Annotated in this window: 17 protein-coding genes; 14 read left to right on the top strand and 3 right to left on the bottom strand. The window is 67.5% G+C overall.

Translation table 11 applies throughout. The annotated features are described in order from the left end of the window. Positions 1 to 51 precede the first annotated feature (51 nt). Positions 52 to 651 (top strand): PilZ domain-containing protein, encoded by a 600-nt coding sequence (locus HZY97_RS17325; protein WP_180146705.1) that lies wholly within the window; start codon positions 52 to 54, stop codon positions 649 to 651. Here HZY97_RS17325 and HZY97_RS17330 read toward each other — a convergent pair. After that, on the bottom strand, positions 648 to 1,517 hold the full coding sequence (locus HZY97_RS17330; protein ID WP_180146708.1) for a 3-hydroxyacyl-CoA dehydrogenase NAD-binding domain-containing protein: 870 nt from the start codon (positions 1,515 to 1,517) through the stop codon (positions 648 to 650). The genes HZY97_RS17325 and HZY97_RS17330 overlap by 4 nt on opposite strands. A gap of 61 nt (positions 1,518 to 1,578) precedes the next feature. Between HZY97_RS17330 and HZY97_RS17335 the strand changes: the two genes are divergently transcribed. The 7 genes from HZY97_RS17335 (at position 1,579) to HZY97_RS17365 (ending at position 6,525) form a co-directional block, all read left to right on the top strand. After that, positions 1,579 to 2,568: a DUF1176 domain-containing protein gene (locus HZY97_RS17335; RefSeq protein WP_180146711.1), complete on the top strand. Its 990-nt coding sequence runs from the start codon at positions 1,579 to 1,581 to the stop codon at positions 2,566 to 2,568. Positions 2,569 to 2,608: 40 nt separating this feature from the next. Further along, positions 2,609 to 3,505 carry an acetylglutamate kinase gene (gene argB / locus HZY97_RS17340; RefSeq protein ID WP_180146732.1) on the top strand — a complete coding sequence of 299 codons (897 nt, stop codon included), beginning with the start codon at positions 2,609 to 2,611 and terminating at the stop codon, positions 3,503 to 3,505. Positions 3,506 to 3,787: 282 nt separating this feature from the next. Beyond that, on the top strand, positions 3,788 to 4,102 hold the full coding sequence (locus tag HZY97_RS17345; protein WP_373684414.1) for a YggT family protein: 315 nt from the start codon (positions 3,788 to 3,790) through the stop codon (positions 4,100 to 4,102). A 6-nt stretch (positions 4,103 to 4,108) separates the two neighbouring features. Beyond that, positions 4,109 to 4,417 carry a DUF167 family protein gene (locus tag HZY97_RS17350; RefSeq protein WP_180146736.1) on the top strand — a complete coding sequence of 103 codons (309 nt, stop codon included), beginning with the start codon at positions 4,109 to 4,111 and terminating at the stop codon, positions 4,415 to 4,417. After that, a complete protein-coding gene (gene folD, locus HZY97_RS17355; protein ID WP_180146739.1) occupies positions 4,407 to 5,282 on the top strand; it encodes a bifunctional methylenetetrahydrofolate dehydrogenase/methenyltetrahydrofolate cyclohydrolase FolD in 876 nt (291 codons plus the stop codon). Before HZY97_RS17350 ends, folD begins: the two co-directional genes overlap by 11 nt. Next, a complete protein-coding gene (locus tag HZY97_RS17360; protein WP_180146742.1) occupies positions 5,279 to 5,887 on the top strand; it encodes a hypothetical protein in 609 nt (202 codons plus the stop codon). The genes folD and HZY97_RS17360 overlap by 4 nt, the downstream gene beginning before the upstream one ends. Continuing rightward, the gene (locus tag HZY97_RS17365) at positions 5,884 to 6,525 is read left to right on the top strand and encodes a MarC family protein (RefSeq protein ID WP_180146745.1); all 642 of its coding nucleotides are present in this window, start codon (positions 5,884 to 5,886) and stop codon (positions 6,523 to 6,525) included. The genes HZY97_RS17360 and HZY97_RS17365 overlap by 4 nt, the downstream gene beginning before the upstream one ends. Before the next feature lie 99 nt (positions 6,526 to 6,624). On the opposite strand, the gene HZY97_RS17370 is transcribed toward HZY97_RS17365, so the two are convergent. After that, complete coding sequence (locus tag HZY97_RS17370) at positions 6,625 to 8,460, bottom strand: AcrB/AcrD/AcrF family protein (RefSeq protein WP_180147493.1); 1,836 nt, start codon at positions 8,458 to 8,460, stop codon at positions 6,625 to 6,627. 127 nt (positions 8,461 to 8,587) lie between these two features. On the opposite strand from HZY97_RS17370, the gene HZY97_RS17375 reads away from it, so the two are divergent. Beyond that, on the top strand, positions 8,588 to 9,004 hold the full coding sequence (locus HZY97_RS17375; protein WP_373684415.1) for a GtrA family protein: 417 nt from the start codon (positions 8,588 to 8,590) through the stop codon (positions 9,002 to 9,004). Position 9,005: 1 nt separating this feature from the next. Further along, positions 9,006 to 9,737 carry a bifunctional 2-polyprenyl-6-hydroxyphenol methylase/3-demethylubiquinol 3-O-methyltransferase UbiG gene (locus HZY97_RS17380; RefSeq protein ID WP_180146748.1) on the top strand — a complete coding sequence of 244 codons (732 nt, stop codon included), beginning with the start codon at positions 9,006 to 9,008 and terminating at the stop codon, positions 9,735 to 9,737. 7 nt (positions 9,738 to 9,744) lie between these two features. Here HZY97_RS17380 and HZY97_RS17385 read toward each other — a convergent pair whose 3' ends face one another. After that, positions 9,745 to 10,767: a glycosyltransferase family 2 protein gene (locus HZY97_RS17385; protein ID WP_180146751.1), complete on the bottom strand. Its 1,023-nt coding sequence runs from the start codon at positions 10,765 to 10,767 to the stop codon at positions 9,745 to 9,747. 176 nt (positions 10,768 to 10,943) lie between these two features. Between HZY97_RS17385 and HZY97_RS17390 the strand changes: the two genes are divergently transcribed. The 4 genes from HZY97_RS17390 (at position 10,944) to HZY97_RS17405 (ending at position 16,788) form a co-directional block, all read left to right on the top strand. Next, complete coding sequence (locus HZY97_RS17390) at positions 10,944 to 13,115, top strand: TonB-dependent hemoglobin/transferrin/lactoferrin family receptor (RefSeq protein ID WP_180146754.1); 2,172 nt, start codon at positions 10,944 to 10,946, stop codon at positions 13,113 to 13,115. Positions 13,116 to 13,136: 21 nt separating this feature from the next. After that, a complete protein-coding gene (locus tag HZY97_RS17395; protein WP_180146757.1) occupies positions 13,137 to 14,093 on the top strand; it encodes a DUF6607 family protein in 957 nt (318 codons plus the stop codon). Positions 14,094 to 14,302: 209 nt separating this feature from the next. Beyond that, positions 14,303 to 14,713, top strand: a complete 411-nt coding sequence (locus tag HZY97_RS17400; protein ID WP_180146759.1) for a DUF2946 family protein — start codon at positions 14,303 to 14,305, stop codon at positions 14,711 to 14,713. Positions 14,714 to 14,805: 92 nt separating this feature from the next. Further along, complete coding sequence (locus HZY97_RS17405) at positions 14,806 to 16,788, top strand: TonB-dependent receptor (RefSeq protein ID WP_180146761.1); 1,983 nt, start codon at positions 14,806 to 14,808, stop codon at positions 16,786 to 16,788. Positions 16,789 to 16,792 lie beyond the last annotated feature (4 nt).

The raw sequence follows: 16,792 nt of genomic DNA on the forward strand, positions 1-16,792 counted from the left end.
CCGGAGGACGCTATCCGCACCGAAATCTCCTTCCAGCCTGAAGTGCCTGTCATGGACCGCCGCAATGACGATCGTTCGAAGATTTCGGTCTATCGCTCGGCGATGCTCCGATGGTCGGGCTTCGAGGCGCTGTGCCTGATCCGCAACATCTCGCCCGGCGGGCTGATGGGCAAGCTCCACACCAGCCTGGCCCCCGGCGAGCCGGTGCAGGTCGAGATCCGCTCGGGCCACGAGATTTCGGGCCGGGTCGCCTGGTCGGACGACGGCATGGTCGGCGTGCAGTTCGATGAACGGATCGACGTGCTCGAGGTGCTCCACGCCCCGATCCATGGCGAGCCGGGCCTCACCCAGCGCATGCCGCGGCTGCGCATCGCCTGCCCGGTGTGCCTGCATGCCGAGGGGGTGCGCCAGTCGCTCACCCTGGTCGACGTGTCGCAGGGGGGTGCCAAGATCGAGACCGATCTGCTGCGCGAAGGCGATGAAGTGACGCTCGGCATCCGCGGGCTCGATCCGCACCGCGGCGTCGTGCGCTGGGCGCATAGCGGGCGGGCGGGGATCGCCTTTCTCGCGGCGATCCCGTTCGACACGCTGGCCAAATGGGCGCTCGACCGCCAGGCCGAGTTCGCCGCCCAGGATCGTGCCGGCGCCTAGCGCGTCGGCACGGGCTCGGCGCCGGTATAGTCGTAGAAGCCGCGCTTGGTCTTGCGACCGTACCAGCCGGCCTCGACATATTTCACCAGCAGGGGCGCCGGGCGGAACTTCGGATCGCCGGTGCCCTCGAACAGTACGCGGGTGATCTCGAGGCAGGTGTCGAGCCCGATAAAGTCGGCCAGGGTGAACGGCCCCATCGGATGGTTGAGGCCGAGCTGGCAGGCGGCGTCGATGTCCGGGATCGTCGCCACGCCCTCGCCGAGCGCGAAGCACGCCTCGTTGAGCATCGGCATCAGCACGCGGTTGACGATGAAGCCCGGGGCGTCGTTGGCATGGACGATGCGCTTGCCGAGCGACTGGCCGAACTTCTCGACCGCGGCGACGGTGGCGTCCGAGGTGGCGAGGCCGCGGATCAGTTCGATCAGGCCCATCACCGGAACGGGGTTGAAGAAGTGCACCCCCATGAAGCGGGCCGGATCGGGCGAGGCCTGGGCGAGGCGCGTGATCGGGATCGACGAGGTGTTGCTCGCCAGGATCACGTCCTTGCCGAGCACCTTGCCGACGCTCTCGAAGATCTGGCGCTTGATCGCTTCCCGCTCGGTCGCCGCCTCGATGACGAGGTCGCAGGGCGCGAAGCTGTCGGTGCCGGCGACGCAGGCGATGTTGGCCAGCGCTGCGTCGGCATCGGCGGAGCTGATCTTCTCCTTCTCGACCGCCCGGGCGAGCTGCTTGGCGATGCCTGCCTTGCCCGCTTCGGCGCGCGCCTGATCGACGTCCGAGAGCAGCACGGCATAGCCCACCTGGGCCGAAACCTGCGCGATGCCCGCGCCCATCTGCCCCGCACCGATCACGCCAACCGTCTTCATGCCGTCTCTCCTTCGCGGTCGCTCCTATCGATTCGCACGGCGATCGGCTAGGCTTGCCGCCATGCTGCTCCTCGCTCTCCTCCTCACCGCCCAAGCCGCGCAAGATGGTCCCGAAAAGCTCTACGGCGACTGGGTCGTCGCCTGCGACAATCTGCACGGCTGCGAGATGACCTCGCTCTGGCCCGGCGACGACGTCATCCCCGAGGATGGTTCGGGCTATGATGCAAGCATGTCCGTGGCCCGCGAGGCCGGGCCAGCGGGCGGGTTCACCGTCGAGGTCTGGCCTGCCGGCAAGCTGAGCGGCAAGGTAACCGTCAGGATTGACGAGACCGCGATCGCGACGGCGACGGCGGGCGCCGACAGCGTGACCTTCAAGGGCGCCGATGCTGCCCGGATCGCCGCCGCCATGCCGGGTGGCAAGCAGCTGGCCCTGGTCGACGGCGCCGGCAAGGTCACCGGGCGGATTTCGCTTGCCGGCTCCTCAGCGTCACTGCGCCATATCGACGCCGACCAGGGCCGCGCCGGCACGGTGACGGCGGTGGTCGCCAAGGGGGGCAAGCCTGCCAGTGCAGTGCCCGCCGCCAAGGCACCCGAGCGGATTGCCGCGCTGCGCCCCTCGGGCACCGCGGCCAGCGTCTCCAAGGCAATGCGCGCCAGCATGGAGAAGCAGAGCGATTGCGAAGGGCTGTACGACGGCGCCGAGAGCGTGCCCGAGGTCGAGACCTATGCGCTGGGCGGCGGCAAGACGCTGGCGCTGCTCCCATGCGGTGCGGGGGCCTATAATTACAGCACCGTCGCCTTCATCGTGGCGGGTGGCAAGGTGGAGCGCGCCGATGTCGATGGCGGCGACGAGATGCTGACCAATGCCGGCTTCGATAACGGGGTGCTTTCGAGCTATGCCAAGGGGCGCGGCGTCGGCGATTGCGGCGACAGTGCGCGCTATGTCTGGGACGGCAAGGGCTTCCGCATGACCGAGGCGCGCGAGATGAGCGAATGCCGGGGCTCGAACAACTGGCTTGCTACTTACCGCGCTACCCCGGTCTTCCGCTGACAAAGTTGCGGGACGGGCGCGTCGGCCCTATGGGGCCGCCATGACCAACGCCCCCGATCCCGCGCTGCTTGCCAAGGCCGAAACGCTCACCGAGGCGCTGCCCTATCTGCAGCGCTATGCCGGGGCGACCTTCGTCGTGAAATATGGCGGCCACGCGATGGGCGATCCCGAGCTGCAGCGCGACTTCGCCGAGGACGTGGTGCTGCTCAAGGCAGTCGGCATCAATCCGATCGTCGTCCATGGCGGCGGGCCGCAGATCGGCGCGATGCTCAAGCGCCTCGGCGTCGAATCGAACTTCGTTGGCGGGCTGCGCGTTACCGATGCCGAGACCGCGAAGATCGCCGAGATGGTCCTCGCCGGATCGATCAACAAGGAGATCGTCAGCTGGATCGGCGCCGCGGGCGGCCGGGCTGTCGGCATCTCGGGCAAGGACGCCGGGCTGGTCACCGCCGAGAAGGTGACGGGTCGCGAAGCCGATCCGCTCCAGGGTATCGAGCGCCATGTCGACCTGGGCTTTGTCGGCGAGCCGACCGCGGTGAACCCGGCGATCCTCCACTCGCTGGCGGCGCAGGACTTCATCCCGGTGGTCGCGCCGATCGCGCTCGGCGCGGACGGGCATACCTACAACATCAACGCCGACACGATGGCCGGTGCGATCGCCGCCGCGATCGGAGCGTCGCGCTTCTTCCTGCTGACCGACGTGGCGGGCGTGCTCGACAAGTCGGGCGAACTGGTGACCGACCTCAATCCCGACAGCGTCGCCGCGCTCAAGGCCGACGGCACGATCAAGGGCGGCATGATCCCCAAGGTCGAAACCTGCGTGCACGCGGTGCAGGCCGGGGTCGACGCCGCGGTGATCCTCGACGGGCGCATCCCGCACGCGATGCTGCTCGAGATCTTCACCCGGCAGGGCGCGGGCACTTTGGTCCACGCCTGATCCAACATCGGCGCGGCGCCGACTCGGCCGGGTGCCGCCCAAACTTCACGAAACTCGCGCACTGCCGGCATGGATCGCGCGTGAAATTCGGGGCTTCGCGCAATCGGATTGCGGGGGGCTGATCCTATCTTTCCAACAGCGTCAAAGAGCGGCGAGGCCGAAGCCCGGCCGCGCCAGCCCAGCAGGCGAAATCCTACATTGCAAGCGCCCGCGGGCGCCGGGCTTGTTGCGGGCGTCCGCATTCCCTAATCTTGAGGGCAAGAACCCCTCGCGGAGATCGCCTTGAACACCTTTCTGCTCATGATCCTCCAGATCGCCCAGTTCCTGCTGTGGCTGCTGTGGATCGTCATCATCGCGCAGGCGATCTTCTCCTGGCTGCTCGCGTTCAACGTGATCAACCTCTACAACGAGTTCGTCCGCTCGATCTGGAACGCGCTCGACAAGATCACCGGGCCGATCTACCGGCCGATCCGCAGGCTGATGCCCGATTTCGGTGCGCTCGACCTGACGCCGCTGGTGGTGATCATCATCATCTACGTCATCGACCGCTTCGTGCTGAGCACATTGATCGCGCAAGTCGCGGCGACAACCTACTAGCCCGTCATGCCGGCCTGGCGGCGCATCGCGGACGGCGTGGAGATCGCGGTCCGCGTGACGCCGCGGGCTTCCCGCGATGGTTTTGCCGCAGGCACTGAAGACCATTTCGCCGCCCGACTCGCCGCGCCGCCGGTGGAGGGGGCGGCCAATGCGGCGCTGGTGCCGCTGGTCGCCGTGACCTTCGGCGTGGCGAAGCGTGCCGTGACGTTGATCGCGGGCGAGACCAGCCGGCTCAAGCGACTTCGTGTCACCGGCGACCCCACAGCGCTGGAAGAGATCGCGCAACACCTCTATGGCGGGGCGCATGACGGCTGAGATCATCGATGGCAAGGCGTTCGCCGCGGGGCTGCGTGCCCGCGTGGGCGAACTGGTTCCCGCATTCCAGGCGGCGGCAGGGCGCGCGCCCGGGCTGGCCGTGGTGCTGGTCGGCGAGGATCCCGCCTCGTCGGTCTATGTCCGCTCCAAGGGCAAGATGACGCGCGAAGCCGGGATGGAGAGCTTCGAACACAAGCTCGGCGCCGACACCACCGAGGCGACGCTGATCGCGCTGGTCGACAAGCTCAATGCCGACCCGGCGGTGGACGGTATCCTCGTTCAGCTGCCGCTGCCCGGCCATATCAGCGAGCAGGCGGTGCTCACCCGGATCGACCCGGACAAGGATGTCGACGGCTTCCACCCGGTCAATGCCGGGCGGCTGGCGACCGGGCTGCACGGCTTCGTGCCCTGCACGCCGCTCGGCTGCCTGATGCTGCTCGAAGACCGGCTGGGCGACCTGTCCGGGCTCGACGCGGTGGTGATCGGCCGCTCGAACATCGTCGGCAAGCCGATGGCGGCGCTGCTGACCCGGGCGAGCGCGACGGTGACGCTCGTGCATTCGCGCACGCGCAACCTGCCGCATTATCTCAAGCATGCCGACATCGTCGTCGCGGCGGTGGGCCGCGCGCATTTCGTCAAGGGCGAATGGCTCAAGCCGGGCGCTTGCGTGATCGACGTGGGCATCAACCGCACCGAGGACGGGCTGGTCGGCGATGTCGATTTCGACAGCGCGGCGAGCGTTGCCGGCGCAGTGACGCCGGTGCCCGGTGGCGTCGGGCCGATGACGATCGCCTGCCTGCTGCGCAACACGCTGGTCGCGGCGCACCGCAATGCCGGGGTGCCGCTGGAGAAGGGGACGATATGATCCTGGCTGCGCTGATCCTCCAGGCGGCCGCGCCGCAAAGCGCGGTGGATGCCGAGCGCGCCTTTGCCGCGGCAGCGCAGGCCAAGGGCCAGTGGACCGCGTTCCGCGAGACCGCTGCACCCGACGCGGTGATGTTCCAGCCGGGGCCTGTGAAGGCGCTGGACTGGATGAAGGGCAAGGCCGACCCGCCCAAGGCCGTCGAATGGTGGCCGACCGAAAGCTATGTCTCGTGCGACGGCACGCTGGCGGTGAATACCGGGGGCTGGAAGCGGCCCAACGGCACCGTCGGCTATTTCACCACGGTGTGGCAGCGTCAGGCGGATGGCGGCTGGAAGTGGGTCATGGATCATGGCGATGTGACGAACGCGCCGCGTGAAAAGCCCCTGGAGCCGAAAATCGTGCGCGCGGTCTGCGGGGGAATCTATGTTCCCAGCGGTAACAATGACCGGATCAGCAAGGTCGGCTCAGGCCTGTCCAAAGATACTTCGCTGATCTGGAAGTGGACCGTGCGAGCCGATGGGAGCCGCGACTTTTCGGCAAATATCTGGAACGGCAACGGGATGACCCAGGTCGTCCATGACGTGGTAGCGGCGGAGACCCCATGATCGAGCTCTTCGTCTCCACCTTCATCACCTTCTTCGTGGTGATCGATCCCCCCGGCTGCGCGCCGATCTTCGCCGGGCTGACCGCGGGGACCAGCGTGGCGCATCGCCGCGCAATGGCGGTGCGCGCGGTCTTTGTCGCTGCGGTCATCCTGTTCGGCTTCGCGCTGTTCGGCGAAGGGCTGCTGCGCGCGCTGGGCATCAGCCTCAACGCCTTCAAGATCGCCGGCGGCATCATGCTGTTCCTGATCGCGCTCGAAATGGTGTTCGAGAAGCGCACCGAGCGGCGCGAGGACCGGGCCGAGAAGATCAAGGCCGAGGAGCCGACCGATATCTCGATCTTCCCGATGGCGATGCCGATGATCGCCGGACCGGGATCGATCGCATCGACGATGCTGCTGATGTCGCAGAACAATGGGCTGGAGCGCACCGCGGTGGTGCTCGCGGCGATGGCGGCGATACTGCTGCTGACGCTGCTGGCTTTGCTTGCGGCGGGGCCGCTGATGCGGGTGGTGGGTGCCAAGATCGAGGCGGTGGTGTCGCGGTTGCTCGGCGTGCTGCTCGGCGCGCTGGCGGTGCAGTTCGTGATCGACGGGATCAGCGCCGCGCTGGTCGCCGGGCGGGCGGTGACGGGGCACTGAGCTTTTAAGCCCTCTCCTCTCCGGGGAGAGGGGCAGAGGGGGAGAGTGCGTCGCACTTCCCCTCTCCCCGGCCCTCTCCCCGGAGGGGAGAGGGAGAAGTTACTTCGCCGGCTTCACCGCCACATCGGGCAAATCATAGCGGATCCGCCACAGCTTGAACGGCAGCGGCTTGCCTGCCGGGCCCAGGCGCAGCGACACGGGCTCGAGCCAGTTGGGCACCTGGCCCTTGACCAGCTGCGCATAAAAGCCGTTGGGACCGCGGGCGCGGTAGAGCGTCGTCTCCGACATGTCCGGGCAGATCAGCAGATATTGCGCCTTATGGGCGGCGGCGATCGGGCGGAAGTTCGGAGTCGCCCAGGTGAAGGCGTGGTGGACGTCGAGGATCGCGCGGCCGTTGCGGTGATAGGGGCCGGCGATGCCGCTGTGATGCGTCACGGTGATCAGGCGCGGGCCGAGATCGACATGCGTGAAGACTATCCCGGCGGGCACGTCGTTGAGCATGCGCAAATTGCTCATCCGCGCGCAGGCATTGTTGGCGGCGGCGACCTTGTCCGGCGGGGCGGGCTTGCCCGGCTTGGCGGCGCCGTCGCCCGAGAAGAGCGGCGGGACGAGCCCGGCCCAGAGTCCGGAGAGCAGCAGGAAGGCGCCGACCGTGCCGAACACGCGGAGCAGCACGCCGAGCAGCTGCGCGGGCACCTCGCCGATCCAGCGGGCGAAGGGCTCGCGGATGCTCAGGAACCACGGGACGGCGACCACCAGCAACGCTACCGAACCGGGCACGGCGAGCATCTGCGCGGCGGGCGCGGCGCGGACCTGCCAGAGCAGCATCGCGCTGGCGAAGGCAGTGAACAGCGCTACCGCGGCCCAGCCGACCAGCGCCTCGCTGCGGCGCGCGCGCCAGGTGGCGAAGAGCGCGCCGAGCACGCCGATCACGGGGAGGACGGCCATCGGGAAGGCGGTCTTGAAGGCGTGCTTGTAGATCGGCCGCGCCTCGCGGACATTGTTGAGCCAGGTGTTGGCGAGCTCGTCCGAGACCTGTTCGGGGCGGCCGAGGCATTGCGGGAAGCAGAGCGCGAAGCCGGCGACGATGATCGCGCCGGCGAGCGTGGCGAGGCCGAGGCGCACCCAGCGATTGGCAGGATTGAGCAGCGACAGGCCGAACAACAGCGCGCCGGCGGCGACCATCACGCTGAGCCAGACCGGAGTGAGTGCGTCGCAGCGCAGCACCTGGTTGGCGTTCGAGGCGAAGATCGCGAAGCCGAGCGCCGAGCCGCCGCCGAGCGTCAGGCCATAGACCTGCATCCGGCGGACGTCTTCGCGGTCCCAGATCCAGCGCAGCGCGATGATCGCGCCGGCCATCGCGCAATAGGGCAGCAGCTCGAGCCCGATGGTGAGCGAGGCGGCGCTCGACAGGCCGACCACGGCACCGCCGCGGGCGCGCCTGGGGTCGGCAAGGCCGGCGACGGTGAGCGCGAGGAAGGCGAGCTGCCAGCCATGATGGTCGATCCGCATCGGCGCATACATCGACATGGTCGAGGTGCAGCCCATCAGCACGATCAGCGCCACCGGCCAGGCCCAAGGCGCAACGAGGCGGCGCACGGCGAGCGAAAGCCCGATCATCGCGACCGACAGCGGCAGCAGCGGCGCGAGGCCGCACGCCCATTTTTCCGCCGCGACGATGCCGATAAACGGCTTGAGCAACAGGATCAGCGCGGCGATCGGCAGGTCGACAAGGCGCGACCAGTGGATGTCGAAGCCGCCAAGCGCCGGATCGAGGCGATATTGGCGCAGATCATACCAGCCCTGGCCGGCCAGCCAGGCGCGGACCTGCATCAGACGCATATTGTCGTCGGTGTCGCCGAGCAGCAGCCAGTAGATATTGCCCTGGCGATCGTAGAGGAACCAGGCGACGACGGTCACCCAGAACAGGGCCATCCAGCGCAGCCAGTTGCGGTCCAGTTCCTGGTCGAGGCGGAACCCGCCCAATGCGTCTGGCTTCAAAATCGCTTCCCTCGCTCCGTCGCACGCATTAGGGCCGCCTTCGGTTCTTGGGCAAGCGGTTGTGACGGCAGTAATCAAGCGATTTGAAGAGATGTGGGCGAACGGCGTGCTGGGACAGCTCGTCCGGTTCGGCATTGTCGGCCTGGCATCGACCTTTGTCTATGCGCTGGTCTACTGGCCGCTCGCCACTTATGCGATCCCGCCGGTGCTCGCCTCGATCGCGGGATTCCTGGTCGCGGTCGTGTTCGGCTATGTCTTCCACAGCCGCTGGAGCTTCAAGGGGCACGAGGCCGAGGGCGGCGTGGGCACCCAGTCCAAGTTCATCGCGGTCCAGTCGGTCGGCATGGCGATGAACGCGTTCTTCACCTGGGTCTTCACCGGGCCGATGCACCAGCCGACCTGGGTGCCGCTGCTTCCCGCCGTCTTCGTGACGCCGGTCATTACCTTCGCGCTCAACCGCTATCTGGTGTTCAAGTAAGATGGACCGCATCGTCTATGAGCGCATGGCAGCGCATGACACCACCCATTGGTGGTATCGCGCGCGCCGCGAGATCCTTTCCGATTACCTGAAGCGCTATGCCGCGATCCCCACGGGCGCGCGCATCCTCGAGATCGGCTGCGGCACCGGCCACAATCTGCCGATGCTCGCGCAGTTCGGCGAGATCGACGCGATCGAGATCGACGAGACCGCCGCTGCGCAGGCGAGCGAGCGGCTGGGCAAGAAGGTCGGATCGTCGCCTTTGCCCGAGCTCGCCGGCGTGGCCGACGACAGCTACGACATGGTCGCGGTGCTCGACGTGATCGAGCATGTCGAGGACGATGTCGCGGCGCTGCAGGCGATCGCGCGGGTACTCAAGCCGGGCGGGCAGATCCTGATCACCGTGCCCGCGCACCAGTGGATGTGGAGCGCGCACGATGTGGTGAACCACCACAAGCGGCGTTACTCCAAGGCGTCGCTGGCGGCGTCGCTGCAAAAGGCGGGGCTGGGCTGGCAGAAGCTGCGCTGGTTCAACTCGCTGCTCTTCCCGGTGGCGGTGGCGGCGCGCTTCGTCGGCAAGCTGACCGGCAAGGACGACAGCGACGATTCGCCCCCGCCCAAGCCGCTCAACGCTGCCTTCGAGACGGTGTTCGGGCTCGAGCGCCATCTGCTCGGCCGGCTGCCGATGCCGCCGGGGCTGTCGATCATCGTGCTGGCGCGGCCGAAGGGCTGAGCGCCGCTCAGCTGTCCTTCGCGGCATCCTCGGCGAATTCGCGGGCTTCGGCGCTGTCCTCGAAGCGGTAGCCGAGGCGGGCATGGCCCATTACCGGTCCGGCGACATCCGCGACGATGTAGAGCGGGCGGCGCTTCGATTCGACATAGAGGCGGCCGAGATACTCGCCGATCATGCCGAGCACGAACATCTGCACCGCGCCGAGCACGACGACGACGAGCATCAGCGAGGTCCAGCCGGGGATCGCGGCGCCCATCAGGAAGCCGGCGACGATGTAGAGCACGAGCAGCGCCGACAGGCCGGTCAGCACCAGCCCGACATGGCTGGCGAAGCGCAGTGGTGCGGTCGAGAAGCCGGTGATTGCGTCGAGCGCGAAGCGGATCATCTTGCCGAGCGGGTATTTGCTCTCGCCGGCGAGGCGCTCGTGGCGGTCATAGGGGAAGGGGACCTGCCTGAAGCCGACCCAGGCGACCATGCCGCGGATGAAGCGCGCCTGTTCGGGCAGCGACAGGAACGCATCGAGCGCGCGCCGGGTCATCAGGCGGAAGTCGCCGGTGTCGAGCGGGATCGGCGTGTCCGTGATCCGGTCGAGCATCCGGTAGAAGAAGGCGGCGGTGATCTTCTTGAAGATCGTCTCGCCGTCGCGCTTGCGGCGCACCGCATAGACGACATCGGCGCCCTGCGAGCGCATCGCGGCGCGCATGTCGGTCAGCAGCTCGGGCGGGTCCTGCAGATCGGCATCGATCACGAGGATCTCCTCACCCGAGCACAGGTCGAGCCCGGCGGTGAGTGCGAGCTGATGGCCATGGTTGCGTGACAGGTTGATCGCGATGAGCTTCGGGTCGGTCGCCGAGATGCGCTGCATCACTTCCCAGCTGCGGTCGCGCGAGCCGTCGTTGATCAGCACGATCTCATAATCGTCGCCCACCGCGGCACGCGCGGCGGCCGAGACGCGGCCGTGCAGCATCTCGAGGCACGCCTCTTCATTGTAGCAGGGAATGACGACGGAAAGTTGCGGACGCTTTTGCATGACCGGACGCTCTAACGCCGCGACGAGCCGCCGTCGAGCGGAGTCGGTGCTTCCGCATGGCACATCCGGCCCGCCAGTCTTCGCACGCTCGTTACGGGGTTGACGCCCCCGCCCGCCGCTTCTAGTTGCAACCGCGAATGAGAGTCACTCGCATTAGCATAAAGGGGTTTCAGGGCATGCGTCGGTATATCGGGGTGGGGATCAGTCTTTGGGCACTCGCAGCGGCGCTGCCCGCGCAGGCGCAGGACCAGGACAAGAAGTCCGAGCAGGATTCGACGATCACCGTCACCGCCACGCGCATCCCGACCGATGTGAAGGGCGTGCCCGCCACCGTCAGCGTGATCGACGACAAGAAGATCGCCGACCAGCTGGTCACCGACATCAAGGATCTGGTCCGCTATGAGCCGGGGATCAGCGTGCCGCGTGGCCCGACGCGCTTCGGCGCGGCGCTGGGTGTCACCGGCCGCGCGGGCAATGAAGGCTTCATCGTCCGCGGCATCGGCGGCAACCGCGTGCTGATCCAAGTCGACGGCGTGCGCGTGCCCGACGGCTTCACCTTCGGCGCCCAGTCCTCGGGCCGCGACTATGTCGATGTCGGCCTGGTCAAGTCGGTCGAGATCCTGCGCGGCCCGGCCTCGGCGCTGTACGGCAGCGACGGCCTCGCCGGGGCGATCAGCTTCACGACCAGCGACCCGGCGGATTTCCTCGGCACCGACAAGAAGATCGGCGGGCTGGTCCGCGCCGGCTACAGTTCGGCGGACAATGAGTTCGCCGAGACCGGCATCGTTGCCGGCCGCTTCGGCGATCTCTCGGCGATGCTCTCCTATACCCGCCGCGATTTCCACGAGCTCGACAACAAGGGGACGGTCGGGGGCAGCGGCGCGGCGCGCACCGAGCCAAATCCGCAGGACGGCCACTCCAACGCCGTGCTCGGCCGACTGGTCTATGAGCCCGACGCTTCGAACCGCTTCCGCCTGACCGGCGAATATCAGGACAGCAAGGTCTTCACCAATGTGCTGACCGGGCTGAGCACCAGTGTCGATCTGCTCCAGGCGCGCGACACCACCAAGCGCGGCCGCATCGCCGGCGACTGGTTCTGGAAAGGCGAGGGCCTGTTTGATCACGCCCGGATCAGCGCCTATTGGCAGGACGGCGAGAACCGCCAGTTCACAGATGAGGACCGCACCCCCGCCGCCGATCGCGAGCGTCTCAACACCTTCGAGAATAGCGTGTTCGGCGGTTCGGCCGAAGTCGGCATACGCTTCGACACCGGCGCGGTGCAGCACCGCGTGCTGTTCGGCGGCGACATCAGCAAGACGCATCAGGAAGGGCTGCGCGACGGCGTGGTGCCGCCGGCCGGCGAGACCTTCCCGACCCGCGCCTTCCCCGAGACCAACTACACGCTGGCCGGCGCCTTCATCGCCGACGAGATCACGCTCGGCCCGGTCACGCTGTTCCCGGCGCTGCGCTTCGACGCCTATGACCTGTCGCCCGAGAAGGACCCGTTGCTGACGAGCTTCGCCGGGGCGGCCCAATCGGACTCGCGAGTGTCGCCCAAGCTGGGCGCGCTGCTCAAGCTGAGCGACGAGATCCGTTTCTTCGCCAACTATGCCCAGGGCTTCAAGGCGCCCGAGCCGAGCCAGGTGAACCAGTTCTTCTCGAACCTGGCATTCGGCTACACCTCGCGGCCCAACCCCAATTTGCGCCCGGAAACGAGCGAGAGCTTCGAAGGCGGCTTCCGCCTGAACAGCGGCCCGGTGGGGCTGAACGTCACCGGCTTCATCTCGAATTATGACGACTTCATCTCGCAGGAAGTGACGAGCGGCGGCTTCACCCCGGCGAACCCGGCGATCTACCAGTTCATCAACCTCGACAAGGTGAAGGTGAAGGGTGCCGAGGCGACCTTCTCGGTGACGTCGGCCAACGGCCTGTTCGGCAAGATGGCGATTTCCTATGCGAAGGGCGACGTGATCGACGCGACCGGCGCGCGCTCGCCGCTGTCGACGGTCGATCCGCTCAAGCTGGTGATCGGTGGCGGCTACCGCGCACCGGGAGGCCGCTTCGGCGCCGACGTGACCGCGACGCACAGCGCGCAGAAGGAACTGAGCGCCACCACCGGCGTGTGCTCCGGCACCTGCTTCACGCCGGGCGCCTTCACCGTGCTCGACGCGACCGCGTTCGTCCGGGTGACCGACGGGCTGACGCTGCGCGCCGGCGTGTTCAACCTCTTCGACACCAAATACGCCTGGTGGAACGATGTGCGCGGCCTGCCCGACAGCTCGACCGTCAAGGACGCCTATACCCAACCGGGCCGCAACGGCTCGGTCTCGATCAGCTACCGTTTCTAACCGCTTCTGAGGACCAGGATCATGAAGCTGCTTCTTCCGATCGCCCTTTCGTTACTCGCACCCGTCCCGGTGCTGGCGCAGGCGCCTGCGTCGGCGCCGGCGGTGAAGTCCGCCTTCGAGGCCGACCGCGCCGACATCCTGGCGATGGCCGGCACCTACAAGGTGAAGTTCGACATGCAGGAGAGCACCTCCTGGCGCGCCGACTATACCCCGATCCCGGTCAAGGTTTCGGGCGGCAACGAAGTCGTCCGCGTCATCGAGGACAATGGCAAGACGATCCGGCTGCAGCATCTCCTCGTCGTCGACATGGGCGAGGGCAAGAAGATGGTGATCAAGCACTGGCGCCAGGACTGGCAATATGAGCCGGCCAAAGTGCTGGTCTATTCGGACCGCGACGCCTGGACCTGGGCCGACGTGCCCGCCGCCGAGCGCAAGGGCGCCTGGTCGCAGACCGTCTACCAGGTCGATGACTCGCCCCGCTATGGCGGCTGGGGCAAGTGGACCGATGTCGGCGGCCAGCGGCGCTGGGAGTCGAACCGGACCTGGCGTCCGCTTGCCCGCCGCGACGCGGTGCGCGGGCCGGTCTATGACCGCTATCTCGGCGTCAACCGTCATGCCATCTCGCCGGCCGGCTGGATCCACTGGCAGGACAATCTCAAGATGGACGGCACGACCGTGCCGGTCGTCCAGGAATATGTCCTCAACAGCTATACGAGGTTCAGCGACTTCGACGTGAAGGCGGCGGACGACTATTGGGCGGCGACCAAGGGCTATTGGGCCGCGATCCGCGCCGAATGGGACCGCATCGCGGCGGCGAAGGGCGGCATCCGTGTCACCGAGGAGGCCGATCACGGCACGGTGATCGCCGGCCGGGTGCTCGAGATCGCCGACGAGATCCAGGCAGGCAAGACCAGCGAGGCCGACGCCATCAAGACGGCCGTGGCGCTGATGGATCAGGCGACCAGAGCCGCACAGTAAGATTTCCCCCCTCGGGAAAAGGCCCGCTTTCCTTGGTCGGAGCGGGTCGGGGGCGAGCACGGATCCCAAGCCCGTGCTCGCCCCCTTTTTTACGTTCCGGAGCGCGAGATCTCTGCTCCACCGCTTGACCAATGTAATAGTACAACATATCGAGAATTTTGCGCTGCGGCATTCGGCGGCGCGAGCGGTGGTCAAGCGACGATATGGCGATGGGTGATCAGCGAAGCGCGAAGGGGCGCCGGGGCGGCAACGCTGCCTTCCGCGCGCTCTGGGCGTCGCTGCTGCTCCTCGCGATGCTCGCCTTCACCTGGCAGAGCTTCGTCACCCAGACGCACCGGCACCCTGGCGCCGGGGGCTATGCCCTTGGCCTGACCGCCAAGGCGATCGCTGGCGCCGAGGCGCATAAGAGCGGGCAGGTCCCGCCCGATACCCCGGACAATTGCCCGATCTGCCAGGAGATCGCGCATGGCGGCGCATATCTGGCGCCGGCACCGATCCCGTTCCACGCGCCGGCGGCGATTGCCGCCTGGTTCGCCGTCACCCTGCTGCTCGCCGTCGCGCTGCAGCAGCGATCGCATGGCTGGCGCAGTCGCGCGCCGCCGCTCCGCATCCAAGCCTGAACCCACATAGCCGCGAAGGGCAGCTCATGCCCTCGCGACCCCATCGGACTCCTCCCGGGGAGTCCGAAGCCAAGGTCTTGGAGTCTATTTTCATGCGTTATCTCTTCCTGCTGGGCGCGGCTTCCGCTGCCCTGATCCCCGCCGTCGCCTCCGCCCAGGACGCGCCTGCCAAGCCCGACAACAGCAATATCGTCGTCACCGGCTCGCCGCTCGGCTCGCAGACGCCGACGATCGTCGCCACCGTCGACCGCGACCAGATCGTCCAGACCGGCGGCGGGAACATCGCCGATGCGCTGAACCAGGTGCCGGGCATCGCCGGCACCGGCTTCGCCTCGGGCGCCAGCCGGCCGATCATCCGCGGCATGGATTCAACGCGCGTCCGCATGCTCGAGGACGGCAGCAGCGCCTCGGACGTGTCGGACATCGGCCCCGATCACGGCGTGCCGATCGATCCGCTTTCGGCCCAGCGCATCGAAGTCGTGCGCGGTGCGGCGACGCTGCGCTATGGCAGCCAGGCGATCGGCGGCGTGGTCAATGTGCTCAACAACCGCGTGCCGACCGAGCTGCCGACCCGCGACCTGTCGGGCGAGCTGAGCGGCAGCTATGCGACCAATGCCGATACCTGGCAGACGGCAGGGCTGGTCGATGCCAAGGCAGGCGACCTCGCGCTGCACGCCGACGGCTTCTACCGCCATGCCGGCGACTATGACACGCCGCTCGGCACCCAGAGCAACTCGTTCATCCGCGGCTGGGGCGGCGCGCTCGGCGGTTCGCTGTTCTTCGGCGAGGACAAGGGCAGCCATATCGGCGCCGCGGTGATCCACTACGACACGCAATACGGCATCCCCGCCGACACCGCCTATATCGACATGCGCCAGACCAAGGTGATCGGCCGCTCCTCGTTCGCGCTCGGCGACGGCCTGTTCAAGTCGCTCGATGTCGACGCCAGCTATGGCGACTATGCGCATGACGAGAAAAACCCCGACGGCTCGATCAACACCACCTTCAAGAACAAGGAGTTCGACAGCCGCGCCGAGCTGCTGCTCGGGGAGATCGGTTTCCTCTCCAAGACCGCGATCGGCATCCAGGTCGGCCACCGCGACTTCTCGGCGATCGGCGAGGATAGCGCCTATCTCTCGCCGGCGACCTCGCAGAGCGAGGCGGCCTATCTGTTCACCGAAGTGCCGATCGGTGCGCTCCACATCCAGGCGAGCGGGCGCGTCGAGACGGTGCATATCGAGGGCACGCCGGCGTCCGACGTGTTCACCCGGCGCGACTATACCCCGCTGAGCGGCGCGATCGGGGCGCTGCTCGACGTAACGCCGGGGGTGAAGTTCGGCGTGACCTTCTCGAGCACCGGCCGCGCGCCGGCGATCACCGAGCTGTTCGCCCGCGGCGGGCATGACGGGCCGCAGACCTTCGAGACCGGCGACCCCGCGCTCAAGATCGAGCGCGCCAATTCGCTCGAAGGCACGGTACGCGTGAACTCGGGCCCGTTCCGCTTCGAAGGCAGCGTCTACGGCACCTGGTTCCACAACTACATCTACGGGAACCTGACCGGGCGGACCTGCGACGATGACGGCGTCTGCGTCCCCGGCGACAGCGAGGAGCTGAAGGAGCTCAACTACGGCCAGCAGGGCGCGCGCTTCTGGGGGCTTGAGGCAGAGGCGCACTACCAGCTGTTCAAGACCACGACCGGCGGGCTGGAGGCGCATGTGCTCGGCGACTATACCCGCGCCAGGCTGGATGATGGCGACAATGTCCCGCGCATCCCGCCCTATCGGATCGGCGGCGGCCTCAACTGGAAGAGCGACCGCTTCGACGCGGGCTTCCTGCTGATGCATGTCGGCGAGCAGGACAAGTTCGGCGTCTTCGACACGGCGACCAATGGCTATGACAATCTCAGCGCCAATCTGGCGGTGCGGCCGTTCAGGAGCCAGCCGGGGATCGAGCTGGCGATCGTCGGCCAGAACCTGACCAACGCCGTGATCCGCAACGCATCGGCCTTCAACAAGGACGATGTGGTGATGCCGGGGCGCACCGTGCGCTTCGTGCTGCGCGTCGCGACCTTCTGAGCCG

It is taken from the genome of Sphingomonas sp. R-74633 (assembly GCF_013416555.1).
In the GTDB taxonomy this organism is placed as follows: domain Bacteria; phylum Pseudomonadota; class Alphaproteobacteria; order Sphingomonadales; family Sphingomonadaceae; genus Sphingomonas.

Bases quoted from the DNA above. Each gene is read 5' to 3' on its own strand.
- HZY97_RS17335 (WP_180146711.1), top strand. From the start codon at position 1,579: ATGCTGCTCCTCGCTCTCCTCCTCACCGCCCAAGCCGCGCAAGATGGT.
- HZY97_RS17330 (WP_180146708.1), bottom strand. From the start codon at position 1,517: ATGAAGACGGTTGGCGTGATCGGTGCGGGGCAGATGGGCGCGGGCATC.
- argB (WP_180146732.1), top strand. From the start codon at position 2,609: ATGACCAACGCCCCCGATCCCGCGCTGCTTGCCAAGGCCGAAACGCTC.
- HZY97_RS17405 (WP_180146761.1), top strand. From the start codon at position 14,806: ATGCGTTATCTCTTCCTGCTGGGCGCGGCTTCCGCTGCCCTGATCCCC.
- HZY97_RS17365 (WP_180146745.1), top strand. From the start codon at position 5,884: ATGATCGAGCTCTTCGTCTCCACCTTCATCACCTTCTTCGTGGTGATC.
- HZY97_RS17395 (WP_180146757.1), top strand. From the start codon at position 13,137: ATGAAGCTGCTTCTTCCGATCGCCCTTTCGTTACTCGCACCCGTCCCG.
- HZY97_RS17385 (WP_180146751.1), bottom strand. From the start codon at position 10,767: ATGCAAAAGCGTCCGCAACTTTCCGTCGTCATTCCCTGCTACAATGAA.
- HZY97_RS17370 (WP_180147493.1), bottom strand. From the start codon at position 8,460: ATGGCCCTGTTCTGGGTGACCGTCGTCGCCTGGTTCCTCTACGATCGC.
- HZY97_RS17390 (WP_180146754.1), top strand. From the start codon at position 10,944: ATGCGTCGGTATATCGGGGTGGGGATCAGTCTTTGGGCACTCGCAGCG.
- HZY97_RS17380 (WP_180146748.1), top strand. From the start codon at position 9,006: ATGGACCGCATCGTCTATGAGCGCATGGCAGCGCATGACACCACCCAT.
- HZY97_RS17350 (WP_180146736.1), top strand. From the start codon at position 4,109: ATGCCGGCCTGGCGGCGCATCGCGGACGGCGTGGAGATCGCGGTCCGC.
- HZY97_RS17360 (WP_180146742.1), top strand. From the start codon at position 5,279: ATGATCCTGGCTGCGCTGATCCTCCAGGCGGCCGCGCCGCAAAGCGCG.
- HZY97_RS17400 (WP_180146759.1), top strand. From the start codon at position 14,303: ATGGGTGATCAGCGAAGCGCGAAGGGGCGCCGGGGCGGCAACGCTGCC.
- HZY97_RS17325 (WP_180146705.1), top strand. From the start codon at position 52: ATGGACCGCCGCAATGACGATCGTTCGAAGATTTCGGTCTATCGCTCG.
- folD (WP_180146739.1), top strand. From the start codon at position 4,407: ATGACGGCTGAGATCATCGATGGCAAGGCGTTCGCCGCGGGGCTGCGT.